Source organism: Dactylosporangium darangshiense, from assembly GCF_039537565.1.
GTDB classification, from domain to species: domain Bacteria; phylum Actinomycetota; class Actinomycetes; order Mycobacteriales; family Micromonosporaceae; genus Dactylosporangium; species Dactylosporangium darangshiense.
Genome location: NZ_BAABAT010000081.1, coordinates 13,294 through 28,922, shown reverse-complemented (window position 1 = coordinate 28,922; position 15,629 = coordinate 13,294). Strand labels below are relative to the sequence as shown.

17 protein-coding genes and 1 pseudogene are annotated in these 15,629 nt (G+C 69.9%); 8 read left to right on the top strand and 10 right to left on the bottom strand.

Going from position 1 to position 15,629, the window contains the following annotated elements; genetic code table 11:
* Positions 1-134 precede the first annotated feature (134 nt).
* Entirely contained in the window at positions 135-953 is an 819-nt protein-coding gene (locus ABD901_RS55665) for a DUF1206 domain-containing protein (RefSeq protein ID WP_345143899.1), read from the top strand.
* Positions 954-1,205: 252 nt separating this feature from the next.
* Here the strand turns inward: ABD901_RS55665 and ABD901_RS55660 are convergent, their stop codons facing one another.
* Positions 1,206-2,123 carry a hypothetical protein gene (locus ABD901_RS55660; protein ID WP_345143896.1) on the bottom strand — a complete coding sequence of 306 codons (918 nt, stop codon included), beginning with the start codon at positions 2,121-2,123 and terminating at the stop codon, positions 1,206-1,208.
* A gap of 543 nt (positions 2,124-2,666) precedes the next feature.
* Here ABD901_RS55660 and ABD901_RS55655 point away from each other — a divergent pair.
* The gene (locus ABD901_RS55655; protein ID WP_345143894.1) at positions 2,667-3,164 is read left to right on the top strand and encodes a hypothetical protein; all 498 of its coding nucleotides are present in this window, start codon (positions 2,667-2,669) and stop codon (positions 3,162-3,164) included.
* On the opposite strand, the gene ABD901_RS59460 is transcribed toward ABD901_RS55655, so the two are convergent.
* The gene (locus ABD901_RS59460; protein WP_380139497.1) at positions 3,103-3,396 is read right to left on the bottom strand and encodes a transposase; all 294 of its coding nucleotides are present in this window, start codon (positions 3,394-3,396) and stop codon (positions 3,103-3,105) included. The two genes, ABD901_RS55655 and ABD901_RS59460, sit on opposite strands and share 62 nt — an antisense overlap.
* A gap of 862 nt (positions 3,397-4,258) precedes the next feature.
* On the opposite strand from ABD901_RS59460, the gene ABD901_RS55645 reads away from it, so the two are divergent.
* Positions 4,259-5,164 carry an alpha/beta fold hydrolase gene (locus ABD901_RS55645; protein ID WP_345143891.1) on the top strand — a complete coding sequence of 302 codons (906 nt, stop codon included), beginning with the start codon at positions 4,259-4,261 and terminating at the stop codon, positions 5,162-5,164.
* A gap of 425 nt (positions 5,165-5,589) precedes the next feature.
* On the opposite strand, the gene ABD901_RS55640 is transcribed toward ABD901_RS55645, so the two are convergent.
* On the bottom strand, positions 5,590-6,732 hold the full coding sequence (locus ABD901_RS55640) for a carboxylate-amine ligase (protein ID WP_345143889.1): 1,143 nt from the start codon (positions 6,730-6,732) through the stop codon (positions 5,590-5,592).
* Positions 6,732-7,697, bottom strand: a complete 966-nt coding sequence (locus tag ABD901_RS55635) for a methyltransferase (RefSeq protein ID WP_345143886.1) — start codon at positions 7,695-7,697, stop codon at positions 6,732-6,734. Before ABD901_RS55635 ends, ABD901_RS55640 begins: the two co-directional genes overlap by 1 nt.
* Positions 7,698-7,759: 62 nt before the next feature.
* On the opposite strand from ABD901_RS55635, the gene ABD901_RS55630 reads away from it, so the two are divergent.
* The gene (locus tag ABD901_RS55630) at positions 7,760-8,809 is read left to right on the top strand and encodes an iron-containing redox enzyme family protein (protein ID WP_345143881.1); all 1,050 of its coding nucleotides are present in this window, start codon (positions 7,760-7,762) and stop codon (positions 8,807-8,809) included.
* Here ABD901_RS55630 and ABD901_RS55625 read toward each other — a convergent pair.
* Positions 8,761-9,150, bottom strand: coding sequence for a CDGSH iron-sulfur domain-containing protein (locus ABD901_RS55625; protein WP_345143878.1), 390 nt, complete (start codon positions 9,148-9,150; stop codon positions 8,761-8,763). The two genes, ABD901_RS55630 and ABD901_RS55625, sit on opposite strands and share 49 nt — an antisense overlap.
* An 88-nt stretch (positions 9,151-9,238) precedes the next feature.
* Here ABD901_RS55625 and ABD901_RS55620 point away from each other — a divergent pair, with 88 nt between their 5' ends.
* The 4 genes from ABD901_RS55620 to ABD901_RS55605 all read left to right on the top strand — a co-directional run bounded on the left by ABD901_RS55620 (position 9,239) and on the right by ABD901_RS55605 (position 11,451).
* The gene (locus ABD901_RS55620; protein ID WP_345143875.1) at positions 9,239-9,514 is read left to right on the top strand and encodes a hypothetical protein; all 276 of its coding nucleotides are present in this window, start codon (positions 9,239-9,241) and stop codon (positions 9,512-9,514) included.
* 222 nt (positions 9,515-9,736) lie between these two features.
* The gene (locus ABD901_RS55615) at positions 9,737-10,060 is read left to right on the top strand and encodes a helix-turn-helix domain-containing protein (protein ID WP_345143872.1); all 324 of its coding nucleotides are present in this window, start codon (positions 9,737-9,739) and stop codon (positions 10,058-10,060) included.
* Between the two features lie 216 nt (positions 10,061-10,276).
* On the top strand, positions 10,277-10,831 hold the full coding sequence (locus tag ABD901_RS55610) for a hemerythrin domain-containing protein (protein WP_345143870.1): 555 nt from the start codon (positions 10,277-10,279) through the stop codon (positions 10,829-10,831).
* A 59-nt stretch (positions 10,832-10,890) separates the two neighbouring features.
* On the top strand, positions 10,891-11,451 hold the full coding sequence (locus ABD901_RS55605; protein WP_345143867.1) for a DUF2231 domain-containing protein: 561 nt from the start codon (positions 10,891-10,893) through the stop codon (positions 11,449-11,451).
* Between the two features lie 553 nt (positions 11,452-12,004).
* On the opposite strand, the gene ABD901_RS55600 is transcribed toward ABD901_RS55605, so the two are convergent.
* From ABD901_RS55600 to ABD901_RS55580, 5 genes and pseudogenes are all read right to left on the bottom strand, one after another.
* Positions 12,005-12,364 carry a catalase gene (locus ABD901_RS55600; protein ID WP_345143865.1) on the bottom strand — a complete coding sequence of 120 codons (360 nt, stop codon included), beginning with the start codon at positions 12,362-12,364 and terminating at the stop codon, positions 12,005-12,007.
* Positions 12,363-12,604 (bottom strand): annotated as a pseudogene (locus ABD901_RS55595) (catalase); the annotation flags it as partial. The pseudogene ABD901_RS55595 and the gene ABD901_RS55600, both read right to left, overlap by 2 nt.
* A 300-nt stretch (positions 12,605-12,904) precedes the next feature.
* Positions 12,905-13,240, bottom strand: coding sequence for a hypothetical protein (locus ABD901_RS55590; RefSeq protein ID WP_345143862.1), 336 nt, complete (start codon positions 13,238-13,240; stop codon positions 12,905-12,907).
* A 181-nt stretch (positions 13,241-13,421) separates the two neighbouring features.
* Positions 13,422-13,877 (bottom strand): response regulator, encoded by a 456-nt coding sequence (locus ABD901_RS55585; RefSeq protein WP_345143859.1) that lies wholly within the window; start codon positions 13,875-13,877, stop codon positions 13,422-13,424.
* A complete protein-coding gene (locus ABD901_RS55580) occupies positions 13,874-15,238 on the bottom strand; it encodes a PP2C family protein-serine/threonine phosphatase (protein WP_345143857.1) in 1,365 nt (454 codons plus the stop codon). Before ABD901_RS55580 ends, ABD901_RS55585 begins: the two co-directional genes overlap by 4 nt.
* Positions 15,239-15,629 lie beyond the last annotated feature (391 nt).

Sequence of the window (15,629 nt, the reverse complement as noted above, 5' to 3'; positions counted from 1 at the left end):
ACCCATCGAATCCTGACGGCGATCACGAGCACGCTGAACAACAGCGCGGCGCCGCCAAAACCCCAGATCCGGCGCATTCTAGGTTTGTCCGTGTTCACGTTTGCCAAGATGCCCAATCTGGGGACATAGGGAACATGAGCACCGTCAACGCCGGCCGCCGCGCTGCCAACAGCGACCTGATGAAAGGCCTCACCCGGGTGGCCTTCGTCGGCTACGGGCTGATGCATCTGGCCCTCGCCTGGCTCGCCGCGCAGATCGCCTTCGGCCAGTCGTCGCAGGAGGCCGACCAGTCCGGCGCCTTCCGGACGCTGGCGGCCCAGCCGTTCGGCAAGTTCCTGCTCTGGTTCGTCGTGATCTGCCTGGTCGTGCTGGCCGTGTGGCAGCTTGCGCTCGCGGTCTGGGGTCACCGCGACGTCCGCGGCAAGAAGCGGATCTTCGAACGCGCGTCCTCCGCCGTGCGCACGATCATCTACGCCGTGCTGGCCTGGACCGCCGGCAAGGTCGTCGTCGGCACCCCCTCCTCCAGCGCCGAGCAGCAGCAACAGACCACCGCCGGCATCATGTCCAAGCCCGCGGGCGCCTGGCTCGTGGCGCTGGCCGGCCTGATCGTGCTCACCGTCGGTCTCGGGATGTTGTGGTACGGGCTGAAGCGCCAGTTCGAGCGCAAACTGCGCTTCGACGGCGCGAATCCCCACCACGCCCGGAAGGCGGCGATCCGCGCCGGGCAAATCGGCTATGCGGCCAAGGGCATCGCGTTCGCGATCGTGGGCGCGCTGCTGGTGGAGGCCGCGATCAAGAACGACCCGGGCAAGTCCCGCGGCCTGGACGCGGCGCTGCACACCCTCGCCGACCAGCCCTACGGCAAGTTCCTGCTGCTGGCCGTCGCACTCGGCGTCGCCGTGTTCGGCGTCTACTGCTTCTTCCAGGCCCGGTACCGCAAGGTCGGCACGTGACGACCTCTGCGGTCGTCATCCCCTTCGAAGGTCCTGGACCTCGACGACCGACGGCGGGCGCTCTGCGACGCCCCCGCCGTGGTCGGCTGGCCCAAGCCGCGCCGGAGCCTGCGCCGAACGGGCGCAACGCACCGGCAAGAGCTCGCGGCACTACGAGGCAGCGCTGAGCAACGTCAGTCTTTTGTGCCGTTTGCGGAGCCAGTGCGCTGCCCGCGCGGGACGGCCCGGGACAGCCTGTGGCGTGAGAGGTGTTCAGCGACCGAGGCCGGCATTGTCGACGTGGCGGTGGAACCGCATGCCGGCCCTACCGCCGAGGACCGCGCCGACGAGGGCTGCGATGACGGCCACGATCAGGGCGATGGTGCCGCCGGTGGTCAGGTCGCCTTCGTTGACGGGGATGCGGGGGAAACCGTTGAGTTTGCCCAGGACGTCGTACTTGCTGCCCAGCAGTACCCCGGCGACGGCGATGATCGCGGCGATCACGATGGACCAGACCCAGACGGCGAAGCCCTGCTTGGCGCCGTCGAAGCGGGCCATCCGCCCGGCGACGTACCCGCCGCAGTAGTAGGCGATCAGCAGGATCACCAGCAGGGCGATGCCACCGCCGATGCCGACGGTGCTCGCGTTCTGGCCGGCTTGGTTCACGGCCGCTGTGGGGTTGGTATTGGTGGCCACGCCGACCGCGGTGCCGGCGGCGGCGAGCAGTGCGGTGAGGATGACGGCGGTGCCGATGGCGGTGAGCCACCCGAAGAAGGCCGAGCCCCATTTGATCCCGCCGTAGCGATCCCTCGCATCCCTCGGACGGTCGATGTCGACACGTCGATCCGAGGTCACCGTGCCGGCGCGGTCGTCCGAACGTGCACGGTCGAGATCCGGATCGCGGTCGGGTGCGCGACCTGCGTCACCGCGGGCTGGCCGGAGTTCGTCGGCCCGGTCGGTGTCGGCTTCGTGTGTATGCGTATGCCGCATGAAGTTCATCGGGCCTCCAAGGTAGTGAATGGTTGATGGTCTCGTCGCGCAACCATCCAAACCACACCGCGCGCCCGCCAGACGACTCACAATCGGCCAGGGCCGGACGCGGGGTGCATCCCTTCCGGCTGGACGGCTCATCGCGGTACCGCGGCATTGTCCTTGCCGTGCGCCCGTTGTCTTCGCCAGGACGTCAGCCATGGGCTGACGCGTCGTCGGTCAGGACCGTGCACGGGGCTGCGGCCACGTCAACATTCCGGACGCCAAGGCATACGAACGTGCTCGGCCTCGGAGAATGGGCGGCGCACCCAAGCTAGGTACGCACCACGCACCGCGATAGGACGACACCATTTTCTATTGCCTAACCTCCAATAATTTCCCGTGCTGGCGGCAGTAAACATGGAAACGCACCGCAGCAGCGGGCTGCGCGACGCTGCCGATGAGTGGGTCAATCGCCCACACTCGGGGGAGCGGACAGCGTTTGGCAGCCCTCCGTAACACCGGGCGGCCGTCCCACGCAGACGAGGGCGATGACGACCTACCGAGCAAGTGCCGGCGGTGCGGACAGGCCGCCTGCCTGCCCGGGCGGCGGTGGCGAGGTGGAGGGCGGCAGCGGCCGACTGGCCGGAGGGCTCGGCGCGATGAGCATCGTGGATGACATCTACATGCTCTATAAGGTTGGGCAGAAGTTCGCGTCCTACGACCCCAACCGGTTCCGCAATCTCAATTGCGAAATCATCGCGGGTGGCGGACGGGCAGCCGGTGGCGGAGGCGGTCGCCGCGGCCCTGGCCCCGTTCGACATGGGGCAGGACGCGGACGGGCGCTGGGACAGTTGGCGGATCGGCGTGGTGGGGCGCTGCGGCCCGCTGCCTGTGCGCACCGGTAGCGACGGCGACCCGCGCCTCCTGCGGGTCTCGGAGCCGCCAGAGTGGTGGTCGTCCGGCCGCTGCGACGGCGCGCCGCGGGGCCTGCTCGACTTCACCCGCGACCGGGCCGCCGCGCGATACTGGGCCGAGGCCGAATGGGACGAGTGGCACGAGGTCGCGCGTCATCACCCGGTCGGCCTGCCGGTGAGCGAGTTCGAGTTCCAGGACCGGGCGGCGTTCGCCGACCAGCCGGTGATGCGGGCTTATATGGAGCGGCGCGGCCTCGACCCGCAGCGGATGGTCTGGCATCAGTTCAGCGACCCGTTGACCGTGTACGGCTACGTGTCGGGCAGTGTCGCGACCGCCCAGTCGTAGACCCGGGGCCTCTCCACGCAGTCGCCGCAGGTGCGGCGTTTCCAGGCCAGGGCGGGCGCGCGGCGGCCCAGCCGTCGGCGCGGGCACCGCCCCGTTCGGTTGGGACCTTCTGGTTGCACGGCACGGCCAGGACGTAGCCGATCTGCGGTTGCTGCAGCCACAGCCGGAACTCGCCCTCCTTGCCGTAGGCCTCGTCCGCAGTGACCCACTTCGGGGGCGGCCCGGCGTCCATCGAGAGCTCAGAAGGCACTTTCGTATTTCAGGCCCACCCTGTGGATCACCGAACCTGAAACAGTCGGACTAATCGCTGCAGTGGCATCGTGTTCCGCTCATCCGCCGGGTCGGTTTCGCGGGGCAGGGGCGGTGACGGCGCGGGTCCAGTCAGCGACCCGGGCCGGTGCCGGAACGGTGGCATGGCTGCTGCGTCCCGCCGGCTCACGCGCCGACTGGCTTCGAGCCGGGTAGGGCGAGACGGAAAGTGGTGTTCCAGACGTTCGCCGTCTGGTGGGCGAGGGGAGCCGGTGTTGTACCGAAGCCCGAACCGCTTGCAGAGGTCGCGCACCTTCGGCGCGATCTCGGCGTACCGGTTGCTCGGCAGTCGGGGAACAAGTGGTGTTCGATCTGGTGGCTGAGTTTGCCGGACATGAGGTGTAACAACGAACCCCCGTCGATGTTGGCGAGCCCAGCATCTGGGGCAGGTACCACTCACCCCGGGTTTCGCCGTCGAGCTGCTCTTCGGTGAACACCTGGGAGCCTTCGGGGAAGTGGCCGCAGAAGATGGTCGTGTGCGACCACACGTTGCGTGCCACGTTCGCGAGGAGATTGCCGAACAGGGTGGCACGAACGACGGCCCGGCCGGCACCGCGCCGTCGAAGAAAATCCGTCGACGTGACGCACAAATCCCCCACATTTGGATTCGGTGTCATGGAGCCGGGTACTACACAACTCACGGCGCCTGACGGGCGTTGATATCTCCATCGGGTCGTCAATGCGGCAGGAGTTCTGATATCACCACCCGAGTACAGCTCGGCCTGTCCGGCCCAGGCGCTCGGCCCCACCCCGATGCGCAGGCTCCCGCTCGTGTCGAAGGCCGAGTGGGCATCAGCGGCGGCACGCTCGCTTACACGACCGCGGGTGTCGGCGCGCCGGTACTGCTCATCCACGGGCTCGGCGGCAGCCAGGGGACCTGGGACCAGGTCGTCGACGCGCTCGCCACCGGATACAGAGTCATCGCGCCGGACCTGCCGGGTCACGGACAGTCCGACGCGGCAGCCGGTGACTATTCGCTCGGCGCCTACGCCTCGGCGCTTCGCGACCTCCTTGTGGCGCTCGGGCACCGGTCGGCGACGATCGTCGGTCACAGCCTTGGGGGCGGTATCGCGATGCAGTTCGCCTACCAGTTTCCCGACCGCGCTGACCGGCTCGTCCTGATCAGCAGCGGCGGCCTCGGACCCCAGCTCACCCCGATGCTCCGCGCCGCTACCCTGCCCGGCGCGGAGACGGTCGTCGCGAACCTGGCGTGTCTTCCGGAAGGACTGACCCGCCGGTTGCTGTCGGCGGCCTCGATCCTCCCCGGGCTGGTAGCGCGGCCGGACGCCGGGGCATTGGCCAGGGGACTGCATCAGCTCGGCAGGTCCGGCCCGCGACGCACGTTCATCCGCACCGCCCGTACGGTCATCAACTGGCGCGGCCAGACCGTCAGTGCCACCCAGCATCTCCGGCAACTCGTCGGTCTGCCCGTCCTGCTGGCGTGGGGAAGCGACGACCGCACCATCCCTCCGCACCATCACCGAGCCGTCGCGAGTCTGCTGGCCCGTCCGCAACTCATCGAGATTTCTGGCGCCGGCCACTTTCCGCACGAGACCGCACCCGCGCAACTGGTGCCGGCCGTGCTGGAGTTCCTCGCCTCGACCACGGCGTTCCGGTACAGCGAGGCCCGCTGGCGGCGCCTCCTGCAACTCGACCTCGACGCCGCGACCACGTCGCGCGACCGACGCTGATAACCGCGGACATCATGGCACGCCGCGTTCGCCTCGACCAGGACCTGAGGCTCTCACCGAACAGCTGCGGGGATTGAACAGTCGAATCAACGTCGAACGTGGCAAGGCGCCATGGCCCACGTCCACGGTGTCACCGTCGATGCCGGTTCAACCTGATGCGGGCCTTGCCCGGCGGGGAAACCGACGGGTCAGGGAAATCGTGCAACTGATCAGCACCGACCTGGAGGGTCTGCCCGACCATAGGTCCTGAGCGCCGCACATTTACATCGGCGTTGCTCAACCAACGGACGGCCAACCAATCCAGAGCCGATGCTGCTGACCGCCGACGACGTCGCTTCCGCCGCCGATCGGTCGCTGGGTGCGGCGGCCGCGGTACTGGTCGAACCGTTACCCGGCCGCCGGGATGAACATCGCGGTGGTCTGCGTCAGCCGTTCGTGGTGGCGGCGGCGAGGTCGCGCAAGACTGCCAGCAGGCCGCCACCATGGGCGTGGACGCGACGCTGCCGGGTCGCGCCGTTGCCCTGTTCGCGCAGCCGCGCCAGCCCCACGCGCACGGCTTCGCGATCGTCGTGGTGGTCCAGCGCGGGGCCGATCGTCGCCACCAGCTCGTCCACCAACTGCCAGGCCGGCCGCGCGGCGCGGCGATGCAGATCCGTCAGCGTGCCCTCCAGGCCAGAATGGGCGGCGTTCCAGTGCGCCGCTCGCAGCAGGTGGTCCGGCAACCGCGGCGACGGCCGCCCGGCCGCGACGTCCGCAACGGCGTTGGCCACCAACGCGCGCACCAGGCCAGCGACCAAGACCGTGTCCTCGGCCGTCGGACACACGTCGCCGACGCGCACCTCCACCGTCGGGTATCGCGACGACGGCCGCGCCCACCAGAGCACCATCGAGGAATCAAGCATGACCCCGGTGGCGACCAGTTCGTTCACGGTGCGCTCGTAATCCTCGATCGACTCCAGGTACGGCGACGGTCCGAGGCTCGGCCAGCGCTCGAGCGCGATGCTGCGCCAGCTGGCGTGGCCCGTGTCTTCGCCGGCGTGGAACGGCGAGTTCGCGGTGATCGCCTGCAGGACGGGCAGCCACGGCCGGATCGCATTGCAGACCTGGATGGCCAGCGCCCGGTCGGGCACGCTCACGTGGATGTGACAGCCGCACAACGCGGGGTCGTACGCGATCGGCCCGTAATGGCGGGCGATCGCGTGGAACCGCGGAGTGTCGACAACCGTGCGGTCCGGCTCGGCTATCGGTGTGGCCGCCACCGCCACGAGCTGCGCGCCGACCGCGGCGGCGGACTCGGCCGCTGCGACCCGGTTCTCGAGTAGGTGCCGGCGCACCTGCGGCAGGTCCGTACACACGGGCGTGACCATTTCCAGCATGCTGCGGCGGAACTCCACCCGACTGCGCTCGCGGGCGGAGGACGCCAGGGCCTCGCGGGCCTCGTCAGCCACCGCCATGTTGACCCAGGAGTCGGGGTCGAGCAGGAGGAACTCCTCCTCGACCCCGACCGTGAACGGGCGCTGCGCGACCGCGGCGGCGATCTCGGCCGGGCTGGTTGCGGTCAGCGACATCAGCGCACCTCCCCCGGCCGGGTTGCGGTCAGCACGACGAGCGCGATCCGGTCCGCATGGGCATAAGCAGGCCCTTCCAGGTTCTCGCCGTAGGCGTCCGGGTCAATCTCCCGGTAGGTCCAGCACAGGCCGGTGCCGGCCAGCCTGTCCGTGACGGCGTTGAGGAGCGGGTCTCGCCCCTCAACGATGCCGGTGCCGCTGAACAGCACCAGTGCGCCGCCCGGCGACAGCCGGTGCACGGCCGCCTCCACGAGCGCCATGGGCAGGTCGTGCCCGTGCGGGCCGCCACCGTCCCGGTAGAACCGGCGCTCCGAGTCGATCATGAACGGCGGGTTCGAGACGATCAGATCGAAGTCCCCCGCCACGTCGCTGAGCAGGTCGCTGCGGCGGATTTGGACGTTGGTGACACCGGCCGCCGCGGCGTTGACCCGGCTGAGGCGCAGCGCGGCCGGGTTGATGTCGACGGCAAGGACCTCCGCCTGCGGTACCTTCTTGGCGATCGTTACTGCGACGGCGCCGCTGCCGCACCCGACGTCGACGATGCGCCGCGGCGGTGCCGACCGCCCAACGAGATGCGCGAGCGCGGCCTCGGCGGTGCGGTGGGTGTCAGGACCGAAGAACACTGCGTCGGGCGCGGTGGGCGGGAACGTCGAATGCACGAAGAGTTCGCCGCCGTAGCTCGACACGCGAATCAGGCTGCGCCAGAGATCACCGTCGCGTCGCAGAACGCCCGCACCGTCCAGCAGCGCGAAGACGTCCGGGGGCAGCGCGCGCGGCTCGAACGGCCGGCTCCAGCCCAGCACATCGGTCAGGCTCCGGCCGCGGGCATTGCCGGGTCGCCGATTGACCCGCTCGTGCGTCGCCGGCGTGACCGTGGTGAACCGATACCCGGCCGACCGCAGGACCGTGACCAGCCTGAGCAGTTCGGGCTCGGCGTACGGCGGGGCCTCGGTGACTGACGTCATGACGTGCAACTTCCCCTGGTTCTTCGTGCTTAACCAATGCGGGGGCGGGAACACCATCACCCATGCAACTGCCGCAGCCAAGAGGACCGGTCTCGGCCGCCCTGGTCGAGGCGCTGGCTCGCTCCCCGCACAAGCTGGCGGACTCCCTCGTCGCCCCGGCCACCGGGGACTGCGACGCGCTCACCGACGAGGACCTGCAAATGAGCCTGCACCTGTGTTACGAGCTGCACTACCACGGCTTCGATGGTGTCGACGAGGGCTGGGAGTGGCATCCCTCGCTGCTGTCCGTACGCCAGGCGGCGGAGCGTCGCTTCGAGACCGCTTTGCGTCGGCTGGTGCCAGTGCCGGACGCCGTGTCGCCGGCCGACGTGCCGCGCGCGCTGACCGCCCTCGTCGATGCCGACAACGGGCCACAGTTGTCCAAGCACCTCACCGGACGGGCGACGATCGAGCAGTTCCGCGAATTCGTCATTCACCGTTCGATCTACCACCTGCGCGAGGCCGACCCGCACACCTGGGCCATTCCCCGGCTGGCCGGGCGGGCCAAGGCGGCCCTGGTGGAGATCCAGGCCGACGAGTACGGCGGCGGCCGCCCCGAACGGATGCACGCCGAACTGTTCCGCACCACGATGCGGCAACTCGGCCTCGACACCGCGTACGGTGCCTACCTTGAGGCGGTTCCGGCGATCACGCTCGCCACGAACAACCTGATGTCCCTGTTCGGGCTGCACCGTAGGCTGCGTGGAGCGATCCTCGGCCATCTCGCGGTGTTCGAGATGACCTCTTCGCTGCCGAACCGCCGTTACGGCAACGGCCTACGCCGACTCGGCGGTGACGCGGACGCGACGCGGTTCTACGACGAGCACGTCGAGGCCGACGCGGTGCACGAACAGATCGCGGCGCACGATCTGTGCGGCAGTTTCTGTGCGGACCTGCCGCCGGAGCGCCGCGCCGAGCAGACGTCGCTGCTGTTGTTCGGCGCCGCGTGCGCGCTGGCCCTCGACGGGCGCTTCGCCGGGTACCTGCTGCGGCGGTGGACCGCAGACGAGAGCTCGCTGCGACGTCAGTCGTACCCCAGGGGCCGCTCACTCGTCGGTGCGCTCGGGGCCTGAAAGCCGACCGACTTGTGCGTACCGTCGCAGAAGGGCTTGATCGCCGACCAACCGCAGCGGCACAGCGCCACGGTGCGCCTACCCGGGTCGATGACCTGACCGTCCTGGGTCAGTAGCTGGAACGACCCGCGCAGCAGCAGCGGCCCGTCTTCGCAGGTGGTGATGCAGGCCGAGGAGTCGTCCATGGTGGTGCTGTGCCCGTCGCGGTCCCAGCCAAACGCGCGATACGCCCCGCCGGCCTCGCCCTGGGCGGGGCTGAACACCAACGCGCCGGCGCTGACGTCGGGGCCTTTGTTCTGGTCGTCGGGGTGGCATGGTGACGAGTGTGTTTGTCGACCCACCAGCCGCAGCTGAACCGGACGCCGACGTTGGCGAGCACCACACCGAGGGTGGCGATCACGACGCATCACCTTGGGCATGATCGGACCATTGACCGAATACGTCGCGACCAGACACATTCCACACCCCGTGACCAGAGTGAACCGCCGGGCAACTGCTGCGCAGTGGACAGCCGATCGGAGCCGCCGTTGGTGGCGTGCGCTTGCCCGGGTGACGTTCGCGTGCTCCACGTTGGTCAACTTCGTTGCCCAGATACGCCGCATCGCCGTGGCGCCGGAGGCAGTGTATCGTCCGACGTCCATGACCCGTCTGGTCCTGACCCTGGCCGGCATGGGTTCGATTCCCATCCTGGGCACTGCGGAGTGACCGCGTGACGCCAATCGGCGTTCTCGGGCAGCGTGCGGTCAGCCATGAGGAGCTCCAGTCGGAACGACTGCAGCCAATGAGCGACCGGGACAAGGCGGCGGAGATCCTTGCCTTGCGCCATCAGATCACCGTGTTGCAGCGGCAACTCGGCAACGACAGGCCCCGGTTCGACCCGAGGATCGGGCGTTCCTGGCGGCGCTGCTGCACCGGCCCCCGTGGGAATTGCTGCGCCGGTTGCGGCCGCTGGTACGCCCGGACACTGTCCTGCGGTGGCACCGCGACCTGCTCGCACGCCGCCACGCGGCCGGTCCCGACCCAAGCGCCCCGGGCCGGCCGCGGACCGTGCACTCGATCCGCGCCTTGGTGCTGCGCCTGGCGCGGGAGAATCCCAGCTGGGGATACCGCCGAATCCACGGCGAACTGCTCGTGTTCGGCATTAAGGTGGCCGCGTCCACCGTATGGGAGGATCCTGCACGAGGCCGGGATCGACCCGGCGCCGGAGCGCGCCCCCGGCACCTGGGCCGACCTCCTGCGTTCGCAGGCTGATGCCCTGCTGGCGTGCGATTTCTTCGCGACTGTCACTGACTGGAGCGCGGTTGTACATGCTCGCGGTGATCGAGCACGCCAACCGCCCGGTCCGGGTCCTGGATGTGACCGGGCACGCGACCGCCGCGTGGTGGCGCGATGCCGCGGTTACCCCTGCCCCTTACCCGGAAACAACCCCGCCGTTACGGCAGCCAGGCGCCGGGTAGCGGCAAGGCCATGACCCAGCCGCAGCACAAGGACGTCGTCGACGTCCTGCTCGAGCAGCACCAGCAGATCAAGTCCCTGTTCGACCGGATCGCGACGGCCGAGGGCAAGCAGAAGCAGGAGCTCTTCTACGACCTCGTCCGGCTGCTCGCGGTACACGAGAGCGCCGAGGAGCAGATCGTGCACCCGGAGGCTCGCCGAGCCATTGGCGAGGACGGCGAACGAGTTGTCGACGCGCGGCTGCAGGAGGAGGCGCGGGCCAAGCGGGTGCTCAGCGATCTCTACGACCTCGGCGTGGACCACCCCGACTTCGGCGCGAGGCTGGCCGCGTTCGCGCACGACGTCGTCGAGCACGCCACGCACGAGGAGCAGGAGGAGTTCCCGCGGCTGCGCGAGCGCGTCGACCCGGACAAGCTGTACCGGCTGGCGTCGGTGTTCGAGGCGGCCGAGCAGATCGCGCCGACCCGCCCGCACCCGGCGGCCGGCGAGTCCGCGGCAGCCAACCTGCTCCTCGGGCCGCCCGTGGCCGTGTTCGACCGCATCCGCGATGCGCTGCGGTCCGGCTGAGTCGTACGGCCCGGCGCCGGGCAGCGTTTCGGCGGTCCATGACAGGGCAAGCGATCTGCATGCGCAGGCTCCTCGCCAGACTTGAGACCGCCGCCTCCCTGGACCGGGTCGCGGACGCCTTGCACCGCCTGGCCGGCGCCACCGTCGGGAGGGGGCGGCTGGGCTCGGCACTGCACGGTGTGTGGTTCGGCCACCCGCTGCACCCGGCCGCCGTGCAGTTCCCGGTCGGCGCCTGGATGAGCACGGCTGTGCTCGACCTCATGCCGGGCACCGAACGGGCGGCGACCACACTGCTCACCGTCGGGACCGTCGCGGCGCTGCCCGCCGCCACGACTGGGCTGGCGGACTACGCCACCCTGTCGCGTCGGCAACGCCGGGTCGCACTCGTGCACGTGGCCGCGAACGCTTCGGCGCTCGGGCTCTTCGCCACGTCGATCGTGGCCCGCACCCGCGGCGAACACCGTCGTGGTCGCGCACTGACGTTCGCGGGCATCGGCGTGGCCGGCCTCGGCGCCTACCTGGGCGGGCACCTCGCGTTTAGCCAAGCCGCGGGCGTCGACCCTGACGCACTGGCCGACCCAAGTCGGCGTGATGAGCGACTGGAATACGTGCGTCCGTAGCCCACGCCAGATGCCCGACCGGTGGCGGGGTCAATCGCTGGGTGGCTGGTGAGTGCGGTGCGCAGCCGTTGCCATGCGGTGGTGAGGAGCCGGGAGCCGAGCATCTGGGAGATGCCGGGTTCGGCGGCGATCTCGCTCTGCCCGCTGCCGAAGAACCGCAGGGTCCGGATGGCACGGTCGCGCGGCCTCGGCCGTGCAAGCAGCGCAAGGCGGTCCGCGGCTGACTCCAGTTCCGGCTCGGACTGACCCAGGAAGTCGCCGATTGGGAGTCGCCGACGGTGAGGCCCTGATCGGGGTTTGCAGCGATACGTGGCAATAGGCGTCGGCCGCGGCGAGCGCCTCGAGGACGTCGCATTCGTCGACGGTGGATGTCCGGCGCAGTTCGTGTCGACGGCAATCCCTGACCGGGCAGCGCGCGAGGACGAGCCCCTGCAACGGGCGCGGGCGGCGGAGATACTCGCCACCGGGGTCCCGGGTGATCTGGCCGGCGGGTACCTAGACATTTCATGATCATTCGCAGGCCGCCCGGCCGATTGACGCAGCGGTCACGCAGTTAGGTCGCCGGTGCCGCCGGCGGTCGGGGTGGCCGCCTGCTGCCGAGCTTGGGCTTCCAGTGGAACTTCACCAGCGCCGTCTCGCCGGCCGCGTTGACGAGCCGGAACGTGTGGACGCCGAAGCCCTCCATCATCCGGTACGAGCGGGGAATACCCCGGTCCGACAGGTTCCACATCGTGTGGTGCTGTGCCTCGATATGCAGCGACACGAATCCCAGAAGGTGTCGTGCGCGCTCTGCGCCTGCGGTATCTCGCGGTCCGGGTGTGGCTTGGCGGCGTGGATGATGTCTGGGAACTTGATGCCGTCCTAGATGAGAAGACCGGTAGGTTGTTGCCGACCAGCTCGAACGTGCCCTCATCGGTGTAGAACCTGGTCGCGAAGCCCCCCGTGTCGCGCACGGTGTCGGCCGATCCGCGCGAGCCCAGTACGGTGGAGAACCGGGCGAACACGTCGTCCGCTGCCCCTTGCGCAGGAACGCGGTCCGGGTGACCGCGTCGGCGGTGCCGTAACCCTCGGAGATTCCGTGCGCACCGGCGCCGCGCGCGTGCACCACCCGCTCGGGGATCCGCTCGTGGCCGGGCGGCCGCCGGCAGATCATGTGCCCATCTGGGTGCTCAGCGACCGTTCGACCGAGTTCGCCCGCCCGCTCAGCGCTCTGCCCGGGCGGTCGGCGCGCCGCCGATCCGGACCGCCGCGGCGGAGCCCGACGTCTGGAACGCGCGCGGCGGGATGCCGAAGCATCCCGCCGGATGACCTCACCCGAGATCGCAGTCGATAGGGCAGTACGAAACCGGGGAACTTTGTCCACGTTGTCGGTCTGTATCGATGGTTACCGGTGCGGCCCCCGGGCAAACATTTTGGCCGGTGGCCATGCCGATGGTGACCGCGGCGCCGCAGTCTATGGCGGATCGATCCGCGCGGACTTGCTGGTCATGCCGTCCTGCTCTCCCGTGCGGCGTTGGATAGGAATGCGCGGCGGGATTGACGGCGCTCTGTTCGGGAACGGTGTGCCCAGAAGGGGGGCCACCATTGCCGACAGCAGCAGAAGACCCACGATGCGGATACCGGGCACGGCAGCGCCGAGCGGGGACAAACCCCGGTTGACGAGCCGGACACCACCGCCGGCACAGCCCGCTGCGAACCGCGGTCCCGGCGAGCTCAGCGGCTTACCGAAGCGGTCGTACCCCGCGGTGCTGAAGGGCATCGTGAAGGAGTTCAGCGACGACAGCATCACCGTGTGGCCGCCCCGCCGGAGGAAGGCTTGGCCACCCTCGTGCGTCGGTTGTCGATGGCGAGCGGCTGCTGGGCGACGCGCTCGGGGGACACGATCGCGGCGCGGGACGGGGTCACCGACCTGAACAGCCTGCCAGCCGCACCGTCCCCTGATTCCGGACCTGGCAAGGTCGGAGGGCTGCTCAGGTGGCCGGTTCGTCCGAGGTGCGCCGGGGCAGGACGGCGGTGTGGCCGTAGAAGTTGCGGATCTCGGCGACGACGCGGTCGTAGTCGTCGAGATTGATGGGCTTGGTGACGTAGGCGTTGGCGTGCGCGCTGTAGCAGGCGAAGACGTCGGCGTCCGCCGCCGAGGTGGTGAACACGATCGTCGGGATGGACTTGAGGTTGCCGTCACCCTTGATCTCGGCGAGCGCCTGCCGGCCGTCGACGCGGGGCAAGTTCAGGTCGAGCAGGATCAGGTCCGGGCGCGGCGCGGCGGCGTACGGGTTCTCCCGGCGCAGGAAGGCCAGTGCCTCGCCGCCGTCGGCCACGTGGTGTAGCTGGCTGGCGATGCTGTGCTCGGCGAAGGCGCTTTCCACGAGCGCGACGTCGCCGAGGTCGTCCTCAACCACGAGCACCTGCAGCTGATCAACGGTCATAAGCTCGTTCCTTCCTGCGGATGGTCGGACGGCGTTGCGGCGGCGTCGATACTGACGACGCGTAGGACGAGGATGGCAGTGTCGTCGGCGATCCGGCGGTCGGTGTGCTCCAGGACCGCGCTCTCGACGGCGCCCGCGAGGCGGTCGGCGGATACGGCTGGGGTGTCGGCCAGCAGCTCGTACAGGGCTTCGGTGCCGAACATGGCGCGGTCGGTCGGGCGTCGGGCTTCGGTGACGCCGTCGGTGTACATGATCAGGCTGTCGCCGGGGTGCAGCACCGCACGCCGGTCGCGCAACTGGGGGTCGTCGACGCAGCCCAGGATGATGCCGGGCACGCCGAGGGGTTCGACGCGGCAGTCCCGGCGGCGGACGAGGGCCGGATCGTGCCCACCGCAGGCCACCCGCACGGTGAACCCGGCCGGGTGAGGCCGGAGGCTAGCGTAGACAGCAGTGAGGAACTGGCTGTCCTGGGTGAACCACTCCAGCAGCGCGGTGTTGAGGGCGCCGAGGTTGGCGCTCGGCGTCGCCGTCCGCGCGGCGGTCGCGCGCAGGGTGTACCGCGCCAGCGCGGTGGTCTTCGCCGCCTGGGCGCCCTTGCCCGCGACGTCGCCGACGACGACGCCCCAGGTCCCGCGCGGGGAGTGGAAGACGTCGTAGAAGTCGCCGAGGACGTCGGCGCCGCGGCCGCCCCGCAGGTATCTGGCGGCCAGTTCCAGGCCGGGGATGTCCGGCAGGTGCGGCGGCAGCAGGCTCTCCTGCAGGGTGCGGGAAAGCATCGCGGCCTCGTCGGCCGCCTCCAGCGCCTCGAGCGTCGCGGCCTGCGCCAGCGCGGTGGCAGCCTGGGCCTGGGCGGTGGCCTGTTCGGCGTCGGCGACCGCGATCCGCAGCGCGATCTCGCCGGCCGCGGCGTGGGCGAGGGTGTCGAGGACGTCGAGGTCGTGCGGGGTCCAGTCCCGCGTGACCGTGTCCACCGCGCAGAACGTGCCCAGCACATACCCGTCGGCGGAGCGGATCGGAAACCCGGCCCAGGCACGCACGCCCATTCGGTCGATCGACGGGTTACCCCGGGTGCGGATGTCGGCGGCGGCGTCGGTGACGACGAGTTCCCGGCCGGTGCCGATAACGTACTGGCAGAACGACTCCCCGACGGGGTTCTGCAGATCGGCGACGCTCGTCGCGGCGACACCGATGCAGCTCTTCCAGAAGGACCGCGTCTCGTCGACGACCGTGACGAAGGCATAGGGCGCACCCAGCAACGTGGCCGCGAGCCGGGTCAGCCGGTCGAACGCCTCCTCGGCCGCGGTGTCCAGCAGTCCGGTGCGCCGCACCGCGGCCAGCCGCGCCGGAACGGCGACCTGCACAGGTACACACGCCGCGCGCCGCGCGGGTCGCCGCCCTGCTGGCAGCCGTGTCTGGCGACGTCATCACGCCTGCCCCACCACGGCTAGCGCACTACGCGCTGCGCAACATCCGGAGGTATCGGGCCCGGCCGGGCCCTGAACCTCGAGCTTTTGCACCACAGACAGCATCGCCGCCACTGCACCCATGACATCCATCCTCGGGGGGTGCCGATCGCAACTGTCGGGGGCTGGGACAGCATCCGTTGCGGGACCGAGGAAACTGTATCTCGATCGGAGGCTCTCAGTTCGCGGTGCCCACCGATTTCCGGGCCGATATGAGGGCACCGGCGATGCTGGGTGGACCTCGGAGCGGGCCCGCGTGTGACGCTGCGCGATAGTCGGCGGCGTTTCG

Bases quoted from the DNA above. Each gene is read 5' to 3' on its own strand.
- ABD901_RS55665 (WP_345143899.1), top strand. From the start codon at position 135: ATGAGCACCGTCAACGCCGGCCGCCGCGCTGCCAACAGCGACCTGATG.
- ABD901_RS55660 (WP_345143896.1), bottom strand. From the start codon at position 2,123: ATGGCTGACGTCCTGGCGAAGACAACGGGCGCACGGCAAGGACAATGC.
- ABD901_RS59460 (WP_380139497.1), bottom strand. From the start codon at position 3,396: ATGGACGCCGGGCCGCCCCCGAAGTGGGTCACTGCGGACGAGGCCTAC.
- ABD901_RS55640 (WP_345143889.1), bottom strand. From the start codon at position 6,732: ATGTCGCTGACCGCAACCAGCCCGGCCGAGATCGCCGCCGCGGTCGCG.
- ABD901_RS55635 (WP_345143886.1), bottom strand. From the start codon at position 7,697: ATGACGTCAGTCACCGAGGCCCCGCCGTACGCCGAGCCCGAACTGCTC.
- ABD901_RS55630 (WP_345143881.1), top strand. From the start codon at position 7,760: ATGCAACTGCCGCAGCCAAGAGGACCGGTCTCGGCCGCCCTGGTCGAG.
- ABD901_RS55610 (WP_345143870.1), top strand. From the start codon at position 10,277: ATGACCCAGCCGCAGCACAAGGACGTCGTCGACGTCCTGCTCGAGCAG.
- ABD901_RS55605 (WP_345143867.1), top strand. From the start codon at position 10,891: ATGCGCAGGCTCCTCGCCAGACTTGAGACCGCCGCCTCCCTGGACCGG.
- ABD901_RS55600 (WP_345143865.1), bottom strand. From the start codon at position 12,364: ATGAGGGCACGTTCGAGCTGGTCGGCAACAACCTACCGGTCTTCTCAT.
- ABD901_RS55585 (WP_345143859.1), bottom strand. From the start codon at position 13,877: ATGACCGTTGATCAGCTGCAGGTGCTCGTGGTTGAGGACGACCTCGGC.